The organism is Shewanella sp. SM95 (genome assembly GCF_025653595.1).
GTDB classification, from domain to species: Bacteria; Pseudomonadota; Gammaproteobacteria; order Enterobacterales; family Shewanellaceae; genus Shewanella; species Shewanella oncorhynchi.
Map to the genome: position 1 here is coordinate 1 of NZ_JAKKSE010000031.1, position 15537 is coordinate 15537.

10 protein-coding genes are annotated in these 15537 nt (G+C 48.1%); 1 reads left to right on the forward strand and 9 read right to left on the reverse strand.

Annotation, left to right across the window (positions count from 1 at the left end; all coding sequences use genetic code 11):
- The 9 genes from L5M29_RS21505 to L5M29_RS21545 form a co-directional block, all read right to left on the reverse strand.
- Positions 1 to 7539: DUF4347 domain-containing protein (locus tag L5M29_RS21505; protein ID WP_263170000.1), on the reverse strand; the 7539-nt coding region annotated here is incomplete at its 3' end.
- Positions 7536 to 8396 (reverse strand): sulfotransferase family protein, encoded by an 861-nt coding sequence (locus tag L5M29_RS21510; protein ID WP_212600796.1) that lies wholly within the window; start codon positions 8394 to 8396, stop codon positions 7536 to 7538. The genes L5M29_RS21510 and L5M29_RS21505, both read right to left, overlap by 4 nt.
- 69 nt (positions 8397 to 8465) lie before the next feature.
- Positions 8466 to 9002: a phage tail protein gene (locus L5M29_RS21515; RefSeq protein ID WP_113941567.1), complete on the reverse strand. Its 537-nt coding sequence runs from the start codon at positions 9000 to 9002 to the stop codon at positions 8466 to 8468.
- Positions 9003 to 9013: 11 nt separating this feature from the next.
- Entirely contained in the window at positions 9014 to 9544 is a 531-nt protein-coding gene (locus L5M29_RS21520; protein WP_263170003.1) for a phage tail protein, read from the reverse strand.
- Positions 9545 to 9556: 12 nt separating this feature from the next.
- On the reverse strand, positions 9557 to 10078 hold the full coding sequence (locus L5M29_RS21525; RefSeq protein ID WP_263170005.1) for a phage tail protein: 522 nt from the start codon (positions 10076 to 10078) through the stop codon (positions 9557 to 9559).
- Between the two features lie 75 nt (positions 10079 to 10153).
- Positions 10154 to 10645, reverse strand: a complete 492-nt coding sequence (locus L5M29_RS21530; protein ID WP_173497009.1) for a GNAT family N-acetyltransferase — start codon at positions 10643 to 10645, stop codon at positions 10154 to 10156.
- A gap of 279 nt (positions 10646 to 10924) precedes the next feature.
- Complete coding sequence (locus L5M29_RS21535; RefSeq protein WP_263170008.1) at positions 10925 to 12064, reverse strand: sulfotransferase family protein; 1140 nt, start codon at positions 12062 to 12064, stop codon at positions 10925 to 10927.
- A complete protein-coding gene (locus tag L5M29_RS21540) occupies positions 12064 to 14109 on the reverse strand; it encodes a phytanoyl-CoA dioxygenase family protein (RefSeq protein ID WP_263170010.1) in 2046 nt (681 codons plus the stop codon). The genes L5M29_RS21535 and L5M29_RS21540 overlap by 1 nt, the downstream gene beginning before the upstream one ends.
- Positions 14087 to 14674 carry an aspartyl/asparaginyl beta-hydroxylase domain-containing protein gene (locus L5M29_RS21545; protein ID WP_263170012.1) on the reverse strand — a complete coding sequence of 196 codons (588 nt, stop codon included), beginning with the start codon at positions 14672 to 14674 and terminating at the stop codon, positions 14087 to 14089. The genes L5M29_RS21540 and L5M29_RS21545 overlap by 23 nt, the downstream gene beginning before the upstream one ends.
- 160 nt (positions 14675 to 14834) lie before the next feature.
- Here L5M29_RS21545 and yrfG point away from each other — a divergent pair, with 160 nt between their 5' ends.
- On the forward strand, positions 14835 to 15497 hold the full coding sequence (gene yrfG, locus L5M29_RS21550; RefSeq protein ID WP_263147052.1) for a GMP/IMP nucleotidase: 663 nt from the start codon (positions 14835 to 14837) through the stop codon (positions 15495 to 15497).
- Positions 15498 to 15537 lie beyond the last annotated feature (40 nt).

The following is a 15537-nucleotide window of genomic DNA, read 5'->3' on the forward strand; positions in this document are numbered from 1 at the left end:
CGGCGCATCGTTGACGTTTGTCACTGTAATGCTAAAGGACTGCTCAGCCGTTAAGCCATCCGTGTCCGTCACTCGTAAGGTGACAGCGTGACTGCCCACATCCGCATTGCTTGGCGTGCCACTGAGTAAACCCGTCGCCGCGTTGAAGCTCAACCAGCTCGGTTTGGTCACTGCGCTCAAGGTTAAACTGTCACCGGTATCGGAGTCAGTTGCAGTCAAGCTGTAGCTGTACGCCGCATCTTGAGTGGCTGCCGTCACCGCCATTGAACTAATCGTCGGCGCATCGTTGACGTTCGTCACTGTGAGATTGAAAGCGGGTAGGCTCGCACTGAGCACTCCATCACTCACACTGATCACAATTGCCGTCGTCGTACCAACATCTGCATTGCTCGGCGTACCGCTCAATGCCCCCGTCGCTGTATTAAAGCTCGCCCACGAAGGTCGATTCGTAATATCAAAGACTAAACTATTACCGTCCGCGTCTGCGGCGGTGGGCATGAAGTTATAAAATGTACCTTGAGCTACATTGGTCGCAGGTGTCCCCAAAATAGTGGGCGCACTATTCACCACAACATCGAAGTTCCGAGTACTGGTATTGCCCGCATCATCTTCGAGCGTCAAGGTGATGGTACTCGTACCCGATCCCAACGCAGTCACAGTCACACTTCTATTAGCATCGCTTCCTGCCAGCACAACATCCGCAAGTGGAACCGCCGAAGTATCTGAACTAGCCGGCGTCACTAGGATATCTGCCGCAGCGGTGACATCATCGGCAATGGTAAATGCGAGTGCCGATGAGCTCTCACCAGGTTGAATGTTTTGATTATCAATTGCAGAAGAAGTGGGTGCGATCGTATCAAGGGTCACAGATAAGGCGCTCGATTCGATACTGCTATTTCCTGCAATATCAGTAGCAACTGCTGTGATGCTATGGGTTCCAGCACTCACGTTCGTCGCGGTGACACTCCAGTCACCACTCCCATCTGCGTTAACAGTGCCAAGCACTCCATCAAGATGGCTGCTAAGGACAATGCTGGCGCCGGCCTCTGCAGTGCCCGTTAGTACGAGAGTCGTATTCTTGGTGATGTTATCCGTTGAACTCACACCTGAATCGCTTGCCGCATCGAGATCAGGTGCAGAAGGTGCGACAGGTGCTGTGGCGTCTTGAGTAATAGTGGGGACATTCTGAGGGGCTGAAACGTTACTCGCAGCATCGCTTGCAACCACGACAAAATTATTGTCACTGTCCGTCGATAATCCGGCGCTCAGGGTCCAAGCGCCCGCCACCACAATAGTGTCATCCAACACAGTCGCGTTATCGGCAACACCGTCATTATTCACGTCGGCATAGAGGCTGATTGTCACCCCATCTTCAGCGTGCGTACCGCTGACCAATGTCGTTACCTGATTGGTGCTCATAGCGCTTGAAGGTGTCGTCACTATAGGATTAACGGGAGCCGTCGTATCGACAATCACATCGACACTGCTCCACTGGCTGTAGCTTAGGTCGGCATCATTGCTACCCGCATCCCGCATGGTATCGCCATTTAGCGCTATGCCATTAGCATCGACAATTAACCCACTCGCCCCCGTATTGTCACCCGCTTGAACTGTATATCTATAGGTCAGCACACCACTCGCCGCAGACACAAACACAGCCTGACGAGCCACACCATCGATATCGATCGACAGAGTAGAAAGCGTGCCAGAAACAGTCACATCCTCGGTCAAGGTGACCGTGATATCGATAGTGCTACCGACACCATAATGCCCATCGCTAACGGCGACGACATCCACAGTAGGCACTGCAGCATCTTTCGATATGGTATTGGTCACGGCAGGGCTAGAAACATTGCCCGCCGCATCGGTCAGGGTCAGGCTCACTGTCAGAGTGCCATCTCCTAAGCCGCTCACGTCTATATTGACGATCTGTTGTGACGCACTTGCGACCGCAATAGATCCTGTGACAGGCGTGCCTGAACTACCAGTAATAGTGTAATTCGCGCTGGTTCCGGCCTCCGCACTCGCTAAGGTCAAGCTAATCGCACTTTGATTTGCCTGAGTCACCGACGTCTGGTCAAAACTGACACCCGAAATAGTTGGTGCATCCGTATCGACAGAGTGTGCAGTGCCGGCACTATAAGCACCGAGTGCATTACCCGCATCATCAACAATATCACTCGTTGTGTGGCCTACCTTCAGACTACCCGTACCCGATATGCCATTAACAGTGACGGCAACACCCGTTCCAGAGCTAGCGGAAACGCTCGAAATAGTGCCAGATGCAGTGCCTGTGCTCGCCAGAGCAAAATCTTCCGTCGTCAGACTATTCACTGATTCGCTAAAAGCGAGGTTGAATATCACACTGGCATCCGCTGCGGCACCTACTGCAGGAGCCGAGCTGGTTATCGTGGGGATTTGCGTATCGAGCGTAAGCGCAAGTGCCGTCGATGCCGCGCCAGTATTGCCAGCGACATCGGTCGCAGCGGCTGTAATGTTATGCGCTGAATTACTGGTTAATAGCGGCGTGGTAAATGACCAATTTCCAACACCATCTGCAGTTGTAGTCCCCAATGCGCCATCGATGCTGCTCGTGAGCGTCACAGTGCTATTCGCCTCTGCGCTGCCAGTGAATGCCGGAGTAGTATCGTTGGTTACATTATCTGTGCTGCTGATCCCGGAATCGGAAGCCGTAGCAAGATCGAGCCCCGAAGGTGCTAAAGGCGCATCGCGATCGACCGCATGACTTGCGCCACCGGTATAAGCGGCAGTATAGCCATTGGTTCCATTACCGTTACCGGAAGCATCTTGGATATTGGAATTCGCCTTGACATCGAGTCTCAGGCTACCAGTGCCACTCACAGTATTCACAGTCACATCAACACTGGTGCCGGATGCCGCAGAAACACTGGCAATACTGCCACTTGCCGAACCTGTTGCCGTAAGAGCAAAATCATCGATAGAGAGATTGCTCGCCACCTCATCTAAACTCACACTAAACACGAGACTAGCGGCGTTCGCTGCGGGTGAGCCCGATACTACCACGCCAGTAACAACTGGTGGAGTTACATCGGCAACGGTAAAGTTCCAATCGGTTTTATTACTAATGCCGGCGTAAATGTTACCCGCCAAGTCGGTAATAGCTCCATTGGCGATTTGAATATAATAACTGGTGTTTTCAACTAGATTAGCGGTTGGGTTAATAGTCAACACGCCAGCCGTTATCATTAGCTGCCCGGCTGGTGAACCCACATCAATCGTCGCTACGGCCAGATCATCGGCATCGTAGATCACTATATTGCCAGCACCAAGCTGGATATCCTCATTCATGGTCAGCACAAAGTTAGCACCGATAGCGACATTCACATCACCATCTGCGGGACTAAAACTCTGCACTGTCGGTGCGGCTGTATCCACGAGAATTGCGACAGTTGAACCAACCGAGTTCAGCGTGAGCACTAAATTATTACCCGCGCCGTCAAGTAAGGTTCCTCCGTTGTCATCAATGCTAGATGCCAACATAATGCCGTCAGTATCGTTATCACCTGCCTGCACTGTATAACTAAAGACTAGATTAGTGGTTCCAGAGCTACTCGCGTAGGAAGCATAACGGGTGGTTCCGCCAATGGTTACGGCGATACGCGGCGTACCGCCGCCCGTATTAACAGTCACATTTTCAGTGCTGCTCACCGTAAAACTCAAGGTTTCTCCAACCACATACGTATCATTTGCAGGGACAGCAACACTACTCACAGTAGGCGCTATCGCATCAACTAATACCGCAGCCATACTGCCAATAGAATTTAATACTGAGTTTAGAGTATTACCCGAGCTCTCTTTTAAGGTGCCGCCATTGGCATCTATCGACCCAGCGATCGCAATTCCATCAGTATCGAGATCACCACTCTGCACTGTGTAGCGGAAAGTCAGTGCATTGCTACCGGAGCCGGAAAGGTAACTGGCGTACGCAGTGGCAGAGCCAATCGTCAAGGTAAGCTGCGGCGTGCCACCAGCAGCATTCACGGTAATCGCTTCGCTAGTATTGACGGTAAAATCGAGGGATTGCCCTACTATATAAGTCGCATTGGCCGGAACGCTGACACTGGTTACGGCTGGCACCACACTATCCACAACCGCATTACTGCTATCGGCCCGAGTGGTAATATTGCCAGAGTTATCCATCGCCGTAACCGACACATTACGATTGTTGGTATTAATGGCACCCGCAACTAAGGTATAAGTCGCCGTCCAAGTACCGCTGCTATTGCTGGCGGCCACAGCCGCACCGCCGCCGAATTGGCTGAAGTCAACTGTCGCTGCACTGATGGTATCGCTGTTGTTATCGCCACCTGCGGTGTTATTCCAGATAGCAGTGACTGTATCGCCGGCGATATAAGCGCCCGCAGTACCAGTGCCGCCGGAAATGCCGATATTCACATCGGATACCAATGGCGCAATACTATCAACTGTCGCGTTGCTGGTGTCTCCAGTTGTTGTAGTGTTGCCCGCGTTATCAATCGCAGTAAGACTGATATTGCGGTTTGTGGCATCAATAGCACCTGAGGTAATAGTGTAGGTTGCTGTCCAAGTACTGCTACTATTGCTCGCCGCCACCACCGCACCGCCACCAAATGCAGAAAAGTCCACAGTAGCACTGCTAATAGTGTCTGTGTTGTTATCGCCACCCGCAGTATTATTCCAACTGGCGGTTACTGTATCGCCAATTTTATAGGCACCTCCGGTACCAGTGGCACCGCTGATGCTAAGACGGTTATCTGTGACAACTGGCACAACATTATCCACAACGGCATTGGTTGTGTCAGCAGTAGTAGTGTCCCCTTGGGCATTGGTTGCGGTCACGCTGACATTACGACTGGATGCATCAATCGCACCAGAAGTGAGAGTATAAGTTGCCGTCCAGGTTCCGCTGCTATCCGTCGCAGCCACAGCGGCGCCACCACCAAATTGCGAGAAATCGACAGTCACACCTGTGATTCCGGCATTATTATTGCCGCCAGCGGTATTATTCCAGGTCACAGTGACGGTATCGCCAATTTTGAAGGCTCCCCCTGACCCTGTCCCCCCTGAAATGCTGATATTGCCATCGGTTACTGTCGGCGTGGTTGACGCCGTTAATTGACTGCTATCTGCCGTGGTTAAACCACCAGAAGATGCGCGCAAATTGAAAGTTTCACTACCCACGCCAGAATTGGTGTAGGTAATTTGCATACTGGTAAAAGTGGATACGCCACTGCTGGGAGTGATAGACACTGTGGCACCATTACCATCGGTATCTCCCGTCCCCGTGATCGTCGCGCTGCCCGCACCGTTAACTTCCGCCAAGGTAATACCTGTAGCATAACCCGTGTCCACAATGCTGTTTGCATCGCGTGCCGATACGATTGGCACAGTAGAGAAAGCAGTGTTCTGACCGCTAATGACGCTAGTAGGTGCAGGTTGAGTATCGAATACCAATTGGGTGGCTACTACATCTGAGGTTACAGAATTGGCATCAACAGTCGGCAAATTTGAACCAACGCCATCCTGATCATTCGCGGTCAGAGTGAATGCTTGCTGATCGGCGGTGGCGGTATAAGTCAGGTTGCTAAATGTCGCCACACCCGCGGTCGCCGCTTGAGTAGCGTTGGTTAAGGTGCCCGCACTGGACTCGGTCAAGGTAAGGGTTTCGGCGAAGTCCACATCGGTATTGCCGAACGCATCACGCGCCACAATAACAGGTTGGGTCGTCAATGCCGCGCCGGAAACAGAACCCGCAGGCTGGGTGGTAAAGACTAGCTGGCTAGCGACCACATCAAGGGTTGTGCCGCTGCCATTGGTGACAGCACTCTGCCCGCTTGCCATTTGCGTACCGCTGCCACCGACCGTGAGGTTGGTATCGCCATCCACACTCAAAATAATAGTGCGATCTTCTGTGAGCGTCGTATTGTCGTTGTAGTAGGCATTAACCGTGTAAGTTTCATTGCCCCCATCAGCAACGGACATAGCCAGGCCAGAGAAGGTAATAGTATCTGCACCAGCGTTGTAAGTACCGTTCATATTGCTGGCATCCGGCCCGTTCAGGCGCCAGGTAATTTTGCTGCGCTCGGCATCGGTACTGGTGCCACTCACGCTGACAACAATTTGAGAAACAGTGGTTGCAAGACCGTCTGAAGTTCCGCCATCTGTGATGGTGAAATCAAAAACACCCACAGCTTCACCGACCGTATCAATGGTGGTGGCAAGACCAATAGGCTCAACAACGCCACCAGCTGCGATGAGGGTGGCATCAGAGTTGGCAGGAGGAGTATCTATTGTATTCGCGACGGTGAAACCATAAAACTCAAAGAACTCGGGGCCATCCGTTGAAGAATTACAAGCACTGGCACAATCAAAAAACAATTTAAAGCCTTTTAGCTTAACGCCCGAAAAAGACGCCAATTGTCCTGGTGCAAAGGTAAAGGTCTCTTTAACTCCGCTTCCGTTAACAGTCGAGGAGGTAACAGTTCCGCCATTCTGCAAGTAACCAACAATACGCAGATTAGTAAATTGAGCTGTATAGGCAGGATCAGCAGCCTCGCCTCCCGTTAATCCCGTTAACTCAAATGCAGTGGTATTGGTACCATCTGCGCGCAAATAAAAATAATGGTTAGTGCTAGTCTCACCACCATGCATGTAAGCAAAATTGCCAATGCTACTAGCTAGATTTTGAGTGACGCCATCACCACCCTTAGCGGTTAATCTGAAATGAGTTGTGCTGAGCTGTGCAGTTGCCTGCCCACTCCAACCTACAAAACCATAAGTGCCATTTACAATTGGCGCTAACACCCCTGAAAAATCCCTTAATGCTTTTTCAGAAAACGCCAAAGTAGATTCAATATTTCCGCGGGTAACTTCTAAATCCCAGTCGCCTTGTAATTCGGCATTGCCGGTTAAATTATTGGAGGCGGCAATATCCAAACCTGTGTTATTGCTGATGATATCCAGCAACTCTTCACCGCTGTCATTCGCGGCCAGATCGCAACCGTAAAATAATAAATCGCCACCTTCACGCACCGCGCCTTTTAACGCGGCAAATGCCAACACTTCACGCTGGATTGTCTCCGGAGTAATACGTGAATTACCCAGCAAAATAGCGCCCGCTTGTGCGTGGGAGACCACATGAATAGCAGCGAGATTTTTGTGTCCATCAAGTACATTAATTAATTGCGGTAATCCAGCGATAGAAGAATCTAACTCTACCAATTGAACACTAGGTTTAAGGGCGCGGCGCAATACCGATTTATCAGCTTCAGCCACTGCACCATCAACAATCACCAGCTCACGCACCGGATGTGCACTCTGGATATCCAATTGATCGCCTGATAAATCAATTAGATCCTGTGGTAGAGAGGTGTCTGAACGCAATAATAGATCGGTCGATGCACTTATCGATGAACTCAAATAGGATCGCTGATAACTCGGCGCTGCAATAGCACCAGCACCATAGAGTCCGAATGGTAATAACAGCGAGGAAAGCCCACTAAGCAGTGCATGTCTCATGATAAGTGATTCCCTTCATTTTTTGCGTTAGGTGCTACAGGTTTTTTACTTGCAATAATATTGGCTGCAGTGCCAGTACTATCCAGCCAGAAGTCCATTTCTTGATACTTCATAAATAAGTCAGGCGGTAAAATACTGCGCCTACTTTTGTATTCCACTTTCCGCTTAACGCTATGCAAACCTTTGACCCCAAGATTGTGGTCAAACTCATTTTCAGCATAGTCGACATTATTAAAATCGTGATCGAATTGCGGTTCGCCAATAAAACGATAGATTAACTCCAGCGTGCGTGCCGGATGCTGGGTAAGCAGATCATAATCCACTAATAGCAAGCGATCAGAAAACTCGCCGTAATAGGCTTCCTTGAGTGCGGTCCATGCACTTCCAACCGCACCACCAGCATTGATTAATGACTCGCAGCGGCTATACACCGTCTGACGCGAGGCCGCATTGAACATACGGCTGTAATCAAATGGGTTTTTACGGTAAATCACTTCAAAACTATCCATAATCCAAGCCGGATTGCGCACACAACAAATCACTTTAAAATCATCAACCAACTCTACCAATTGATGTAGACGGGCAGTCCAGTGACGGTTGGTGTCGAAAATAACCGGATGATTTTTATCTTGGTAATAAGCATCAATTAATGCCCGACAAATGACCTTACGTTTATGTTCATCGAAAAATGAATAGGACTCACTACCTGCCCCCATTTGTTCGAGGGCACCATTCACAAGCCCCGCTACAGGGCTACTGATAGCCGCATGAAAGCGTGGATTTTGCCGAAGTATACCTGCGAGCAGCGTCGAGCCAGCACGCGGTAAACCTGAAATAAAATGTAATTTGTTTGGCATTAATGTGACTTACTAATTAAAAATATTTATTAAAAACTTCCCGACAAACATGCCGGGATCATTCATCAATTAATTGCGTGCCGGAAATACACCATAAAGGGCAATACAATAATTCAATGCGATAAATGGCTGACGGTTTTCATGGGGTAGACCACCACCATTTAGACCTAAAGTCTGTGGTGCCATAGTGGTATTTAATGTACCTGGTGCTGCCTGCATATAGTTGACTATGCCACCACCACGTCCATCCTTCGCAAGATAGGTATTCGCTGCCGGAGAAGGCAAAGTCCCCTGATTATTCAAACCGGTCAGCGTGTGGTTGTGTGCTGGCATTTCAGTGGAGATCAGCGTCACCCCATTTTCACCAAACTGTTCGCCCCAATCCCAGGTTCTCAGCCCGGGGCCCTGACCTACACCAACTACGGTCTGCCCCTGCAAATTAGGCAATTGGAACGTGGTTGTACCATTGCCACCATAAGTAATTCCGATAATTGAAAACAACGCGGTATTACTTGCGATTGACAATATTTGGCCATTACACAGCGCCCAATTGTGGGGAGCGAAGCTGAATGGCAACAAACGGATTTCACCTATAAATGGATCCATAATTTCGCTCCTTAATTACGCGATGGGAAAATGCCTTCAATACATATGATGTAATTTATCGCTGTAGTAGGCATGATGTTATTGTGTGGTTGTGTTCCCCCTGAGGCTTGCACACTGAGTGCATTCATAACTTGGGGATCGGCACCGCTAGATGGCAAAGGAGCATAAATATTATCGGTATTACTGTGGGCAAAGACATTACCCGTAGGGCTGGGTGATGTGGAGGAACTTGCTGTGCTCGCCGACAAACTATGGCTGTGTGAAGGTATTTGCGGCGTTAATAAGGTAACGGATTCAACACCAAACTGCTGACCGATAACACGGGGAGTCAGACCAGGGCCATTACCCTGCCCAACCGGAAGGCGACCGCGCAAATCCGGCAATTGAAATGTTGTTACCCCATCACCACCATAAGAGGTTCCGATAATTGCGAAAAGAGTGCTTTGCTCACTAATACTTAATAGCTGACCAGCGCACAACATCCAACCTCTAGGTGCAAAACTACCCGCAAAAAGACGGATATCACCGATATAAGGATCCATAGTGATTCTCCTCTAGTTACGTGAAGGGTAAATGCCTTGAGTGGCAATGCAATAATTCATTACCAGTGAAGGCTGACAATTTTCATGGGCTTGATTGCCGCCGGTACTGGATACCGTTGCAGGGTCCAACGCTTGTAAACTTGCAGCGGACCCATACAAATTGACCTCCCCTGCTGCATTTTTGGCGGCGGCAATATTATTGCCTACAAACAACGTGGTATCGCCGGCAGTAGAACTGGCCATCACAAGGTGATTGTGTACTGGCAGGTTGTTAGGTACTAGGGTTACATTTTCAACACCCGCCTTACTGCCCTGAGGCAAACCTGCACTAACATTAGGGTGAACTGGTACGCGACCACGTAAATCCGGCAACGCAAAATTATTAATACCGTCGCCACCGTAGGTCGTACCCAAGAGTGAAAAAAGCGCTTGGTTGGTGTTGATTGGCAATAATTGCCCAGCACACAAAGTCCAATACTTAGGTGCCCAGTTGTAAGGGAGAAGCTTAATTTCTCCGAGAAAAAAATCAGACATCCATGACTCCTTAATAAAAGTAAACCTGTCTAAACGTCATCAGGTTGATTGCACAAGCTTTCCTCTACTCCGAACCTATGGTGATGGCCACGATAGCCACTCTTGGGTAGGTGATATTTCAAAAGGTAAGAAACCCAAGCGAAGATATAACTGTTTCGCACGCATATTTTGTCGATCAACACTCAGACTCACACTCGCCTCTTTTGCTTGGGCATAGGCTTTTACCGAGTCCAAAATGACTGAACCATAACCATAGCCACGAAATTGCGGTGCGATGACAAAATCGACGATATGGACACCGTTAACAGAGGGATTAAGTATGATTTTGCCAATAGAAATTGATTGATATTCAATGATTAGAGTCACCGCTTGAGGGTATTGGGCTGCGTAACTCGCTTGCTGTAAGCGGTATTGTTGTTGCACTAACAGCTCTCGTTGCTGTGGGGGAAGCGGTAATAGAGACAGTTCCGTCCTTGCAGAACAAAATAGTGAAAATACAAAAGCATCGTCATTTTTATACGCATAACGCAATGAATAGGCTTTAGGTAATACTATGTCTTCTACCATCAAATACATTCCCTGTAGTAAGTAACTCTAACAGCGCTTTATAGTTCTTTAATTCGTCGTGGCATCTCGGGGTTAACGGACAAAAAACTCGACAAATTGAATGACAGGTTTAAAGAGAGACTCAGGGAAATGCGTTCGCAGAATAAAAAAGGCTAACGACTTGGAAGTACATGGTTGCATTTTCCATCCCTAGAATAAAAACGTTAACTTGCTGATATTTTTTAAAGATACACCATTGGCTAAAGCTAGTTTACGTTACTCTAAAATACAAGATGCATGTTAACTTTTAGTTTCAAAAAGGTGAACATTAGACCAGTTGCAATAACGGTGGATCTGTTCTTTTTGCTTAGCCGAAAAAAAACTTTGCTTAGATGGTGAATCAGCTATAAAGGGTTGCGTGGCTGTTTTAGAGTGTATTAACTGACATTGTTCGACTTGGCTGCACTCTTCTTTAGAGAGAGCCAACGAAAACCAATTTGCAATTTTATTCGCTATCGCGGGTAACAACTCCTGATAATCCACGACCATCACTTGGTTACGCTGACTCATCTCTAACCCATAACCCAATAACAAGCGCAATACCTTACATTGATAATCCAGTATCGACTCCCCCTCCTCTGGTACTGATAATTCACGGAATAAAGGTCGAGACGGTTGTCGCACCATATGATATCCAGCAGACTTTTGCTGTGAGGCTAAGATCTCGACGGGGTCCCTAAGTAGCAATAACACGGGAACTTGAGGATAAAGTGATAGGATCAATGGCCAAAACTGCAAATCCCACGCATTCCATTTAATCAACAAATGCTGTTCAGGATGAAACAACTGACCTTGGGTATTAATGCAAAATATTAAAGCTGCGCGTCTTTGTGTGTCTGATAGGTTCCTATCCAATAGCACTTGAGTCAGCAAAGGCGATTCAGATAACACCCTGCATTTAGATAACCCCGCAAAACTGCGCGACACTAAGGTAGATCCACAGCGAGAGAGGTGAAATATAAATCCGGCAGGCTGCACTTGTTCTACTAGCCCAGAAAGATTTGGCGCAGGTAACAGAGCAGTTTGGGGTTTGATCAAAGCGGACAATAACTGACCCCGCACGGCAGAAATATGCTCCGAGTAGAAAGGATGAATCGGTTTTTCTGCGGCGGACATCCACTCTAATACTCTGCGTTTAGGGTCATAGTCAGTTGGCGCCCAAAACTGGCAGAAGAGTGAATAATCCGGCTCTATCCTTTGTCGATTACCAGTATGCAAGATAGCCAGTAACGTATCATCACCACAGTCTGGTAAGTGCCAAAAAAGCCGCAAATATTGGCAAAAGTTGGTGAGAGTCATAACCTTGCCAAGCTCCCTCAGGGCGGCTGGATTATGAACTAACAACCAATAGCGTTGCTGTTGTTCTTTAAAATCAACCATTAGGAAGCCATAGGGTAAAAGTTAATGTATTGCACCATACGCGGTAACGTCCCACGATTAGGACTGGCGCCGTGGGGCAAGGCATGGTGCCAAATGATTAAATCGCCCGCTTTAGCCGCTATAGGTTTTACTTGCCAGCGATGCCAATCCTGTTGCTGAAGCTCAATATCAGGCTTGCTCTGTTCGAGAAGCCACTCCTCTATCTTGAGATGAAATCCGGGGACACAACAGAATGCGCCTTGTTCCTCGCCAGTGTCGGTTAAATAAATTAACCCTTGCGTCGCAAACTTAACGGGGAGCTGTAGCGGCATATCCCAGTGCATATCAGGACCGGGGAAATGCCAAGTTGGCGTTTCTGGTGGATTAAAGCTGACTCTATCGGTTGTCATAACTAAATCCGTTTGCTGCCACAATTGTTCAAACACTTGACGAATTTTGGGGACTTGTCGATTCGCGTCCAGTTGCGGATGGCGAAACAGTTGCAGCATGATTTTCTGCATAAACTCATGAGCTTGATACCAAGTGGTGGGATCTTGTTCATTGGCTCCTAACTGTTTCCAAATAAAATCTCGAGTTGCGGCGCATTGCTCTGCCGTGAGTACTTGCGGGATCACTAAGTAGCCTTCTCTTTGCCAAAAATTGAGTTGTGACTCACTGAGTACTGCCGCCGGATTTGAGTCTTCAACCTCCGCTGAATTGAAGTCTTCGACTTCTGGTACTATGACCGATGGCGTTAATCCATGGGAAATAGCACCTAATTGCTGATTAATCCCAGCAATATCCGCAGCTGTCAGCTTGGCTATTTGCTGAATGTAAGCGATAAAAGCTGACTGATGATCGTTTTGATATAAAGCTCTTAGACCCGGCTCTAGCCCTATTCCACAAAGATCCAGCAAGGTTTTATCTAAGTGCCATTCATTAGCCAGTTCAGTGAATGGCACTCCCCGTTTGCGTTGCTGTATCTTTTGCCAAAGCCGCTGCAAATGATAAATGCCTAAGCAGCTCAGATCGTCACTCGACACCAGCACTGGTTTTTGCTCTATAACATCAAACACAAAATCGGGATGAATACCCTGCTCATATCGAAAAGCAAGGCATGAGAGTGGCTTAAGCCAATGCTCGCGTCGATATCGAGGTAACGTGAGTTGAGATTGGTTTTCGCTCAACTTCGATTCACCATAAACTTGAATGCTGGTAGTAAACTTAAGCGTTACTGCACTCGGGCTGAAATCGGGTAATAGTAATGTACCAGCCAAGAAACTGCGGTCTCCACTGGCAAGCAAGCGTGCTGTTTGTAGGTTGAGCGCGAATAACGGCCCTAAATAATGCGTCTCCACAAAATCCTGCACAGTACGACACTCAAGCCAAGCGTCTAACTCAATATTTTGCGGGATGAGCACACCATCATCGGCAAGATACGCCTGTAAATGGGTAAAAATTTGCACTTGCGGCTCCTGTTGCAACAAGTGCTTCATGGTTTCGGAAAGAATCACATCAAACTTTACGACTGTATTTGGCTGCCAAAGCGTGGCATCCGCACAGACACTCTCCACCACACGATCAGCTAAATCAAAGTGTTCAATAAGCTTGGTAACTTTATCTAACGAGGCTTGATGAATGTCGAGCAAGGTCACTTGAATTTGACTCGCAGAAAATAACGGCAGCAGAGGTAATAATAACCAAGCAAAAGGCCCAGTCCCCGCATATAAGATGTTCACAATCTGCCCGGGATGAGCCTTTAGACGATCTTGTATTGCTTGATAAATCCCTTGTATAAAGACTCGGCCCCGCTCGGGATCTTCGGCACACTGCGCCGCGGTAGTGAGTGACACCGCCTTACCAAAAGGCGTATGGCTCGCCTCAGTATCCAAAAAAGACTCGGGGTGTAACTCCACTGCCGCTATTTGGCATAACTGCTTCAACATGGGATCGATGAGCCGTTTAGACTCCCCTGCTGAGGTTGACAGTAGTAGCGCATTAGCAAAATGCGTTAATACAGCTATATCCAAACTATGCCCTAATTCAAGCTCTGATTTTTGCAGCATCGATTAACTCCCTTAACCAAGTATTGACTTCGCAATCAATCACTAAATTGATCCGCGCATCCTGCCCTTTATTTTCAACCCAATGGACTTGGTCGGCATTGATATACCAAAGCTCTCCGGCCTGCATGGGTACACGTTTATCGTCCACGTAAAAATTGAGTTGCTCATTCGTTTGCAGTGGCAAATGTAATCTTGCCTCGCCTTGTTCTAGGCAGAGTCCTTGATCTCTATGGGGTTTGATTTCTGCCCCCGCATGTAAGCGCATCAAACGCACGGATTTCACTGGGCAGGCTAAGGATTGCAGAAAATGGCATAACGCAGGGCTCGATTCGAGTTGAGGCAAATCTTGCCAGTGCTGACCGGTAGAAATTGAGAAGGCTTGCAAGATAGGATGAGCACCGCGATACTCTGCTGCACAGCGTAAGACGAGAACATCCCAACCACCCATATAATCACGCTGATTTACATGGGGTAACCAGTCTTGTTGCAGCAAAGCATTCAACTCTTGCTGTAAACTAAGGGGGGTTGAAACTTGAGCTAATAGGGCAAAAGAACAGATATCCATATCCAACCGCTTAATTTTCAGACTAAAAATAATTAATCATCCAAGACTAGCACAAAGATTTAAGCATACAAGTGACTCGAATCATCGTCATCACTGAGTATTACGCAGTGCAACAATCAATGCTAAGCGTGATTCAGTTTTGCAAAAATAGGAAATACCCATGTTTAACTGGAAGACTATCGATACGGTTCTGCTCGATATGGATGGCACCCTATTGGATTTGCACTTCGACAATCATTTTTGGCTGAATTTAGTACCGCAGGAATTGAGTCGACAGCAAGGTGTGAGCCACAACGAAGCGCAGCAATTAGTTGTAAACGCCTATGAGAAAGTCGTCGGCACGCTCGATTGGTACTGTCTCGATTATTGGCAGGAGCAACTGCAGCTCGACATTATGGGCTTGCACCGCACTTTAGTGGATCGCATTCAACTGCGCCAAGACAGCATGCCATTTTTAACGGCCTTGGCCTCTGCGGGTAAACGGCGCATCTTAGTGACCAATGCGCATCCCAAGAGTCTTGCCCTAAAACTTGAACATACCGAGCTGGCAGCAGGGCTCGATGCCATGATCTCCAGCCACGAGACGGGTTACCCTAAGGAACACCCACAATTCTGGCTCACCTTGTTTGAAAAGTTTCAACTTGAGCCAAGTCGCTGTCTCTTTATCGACGACAGCGAAGCCATACTCAAGGCCGCTAAACTTGCCGGTGTGGGTCATCAATTAGGGATTGCTAACCCTGACAGTAAAAAACCAATCAAAGTCTTTCACGATTTCCCCGCGATTACCGACTATCACTCACTACTGACTGATCTAACGCGATAAAAAGGCCATAAAAAAGGCACCTAAGGTGCCTTCGTTTCTA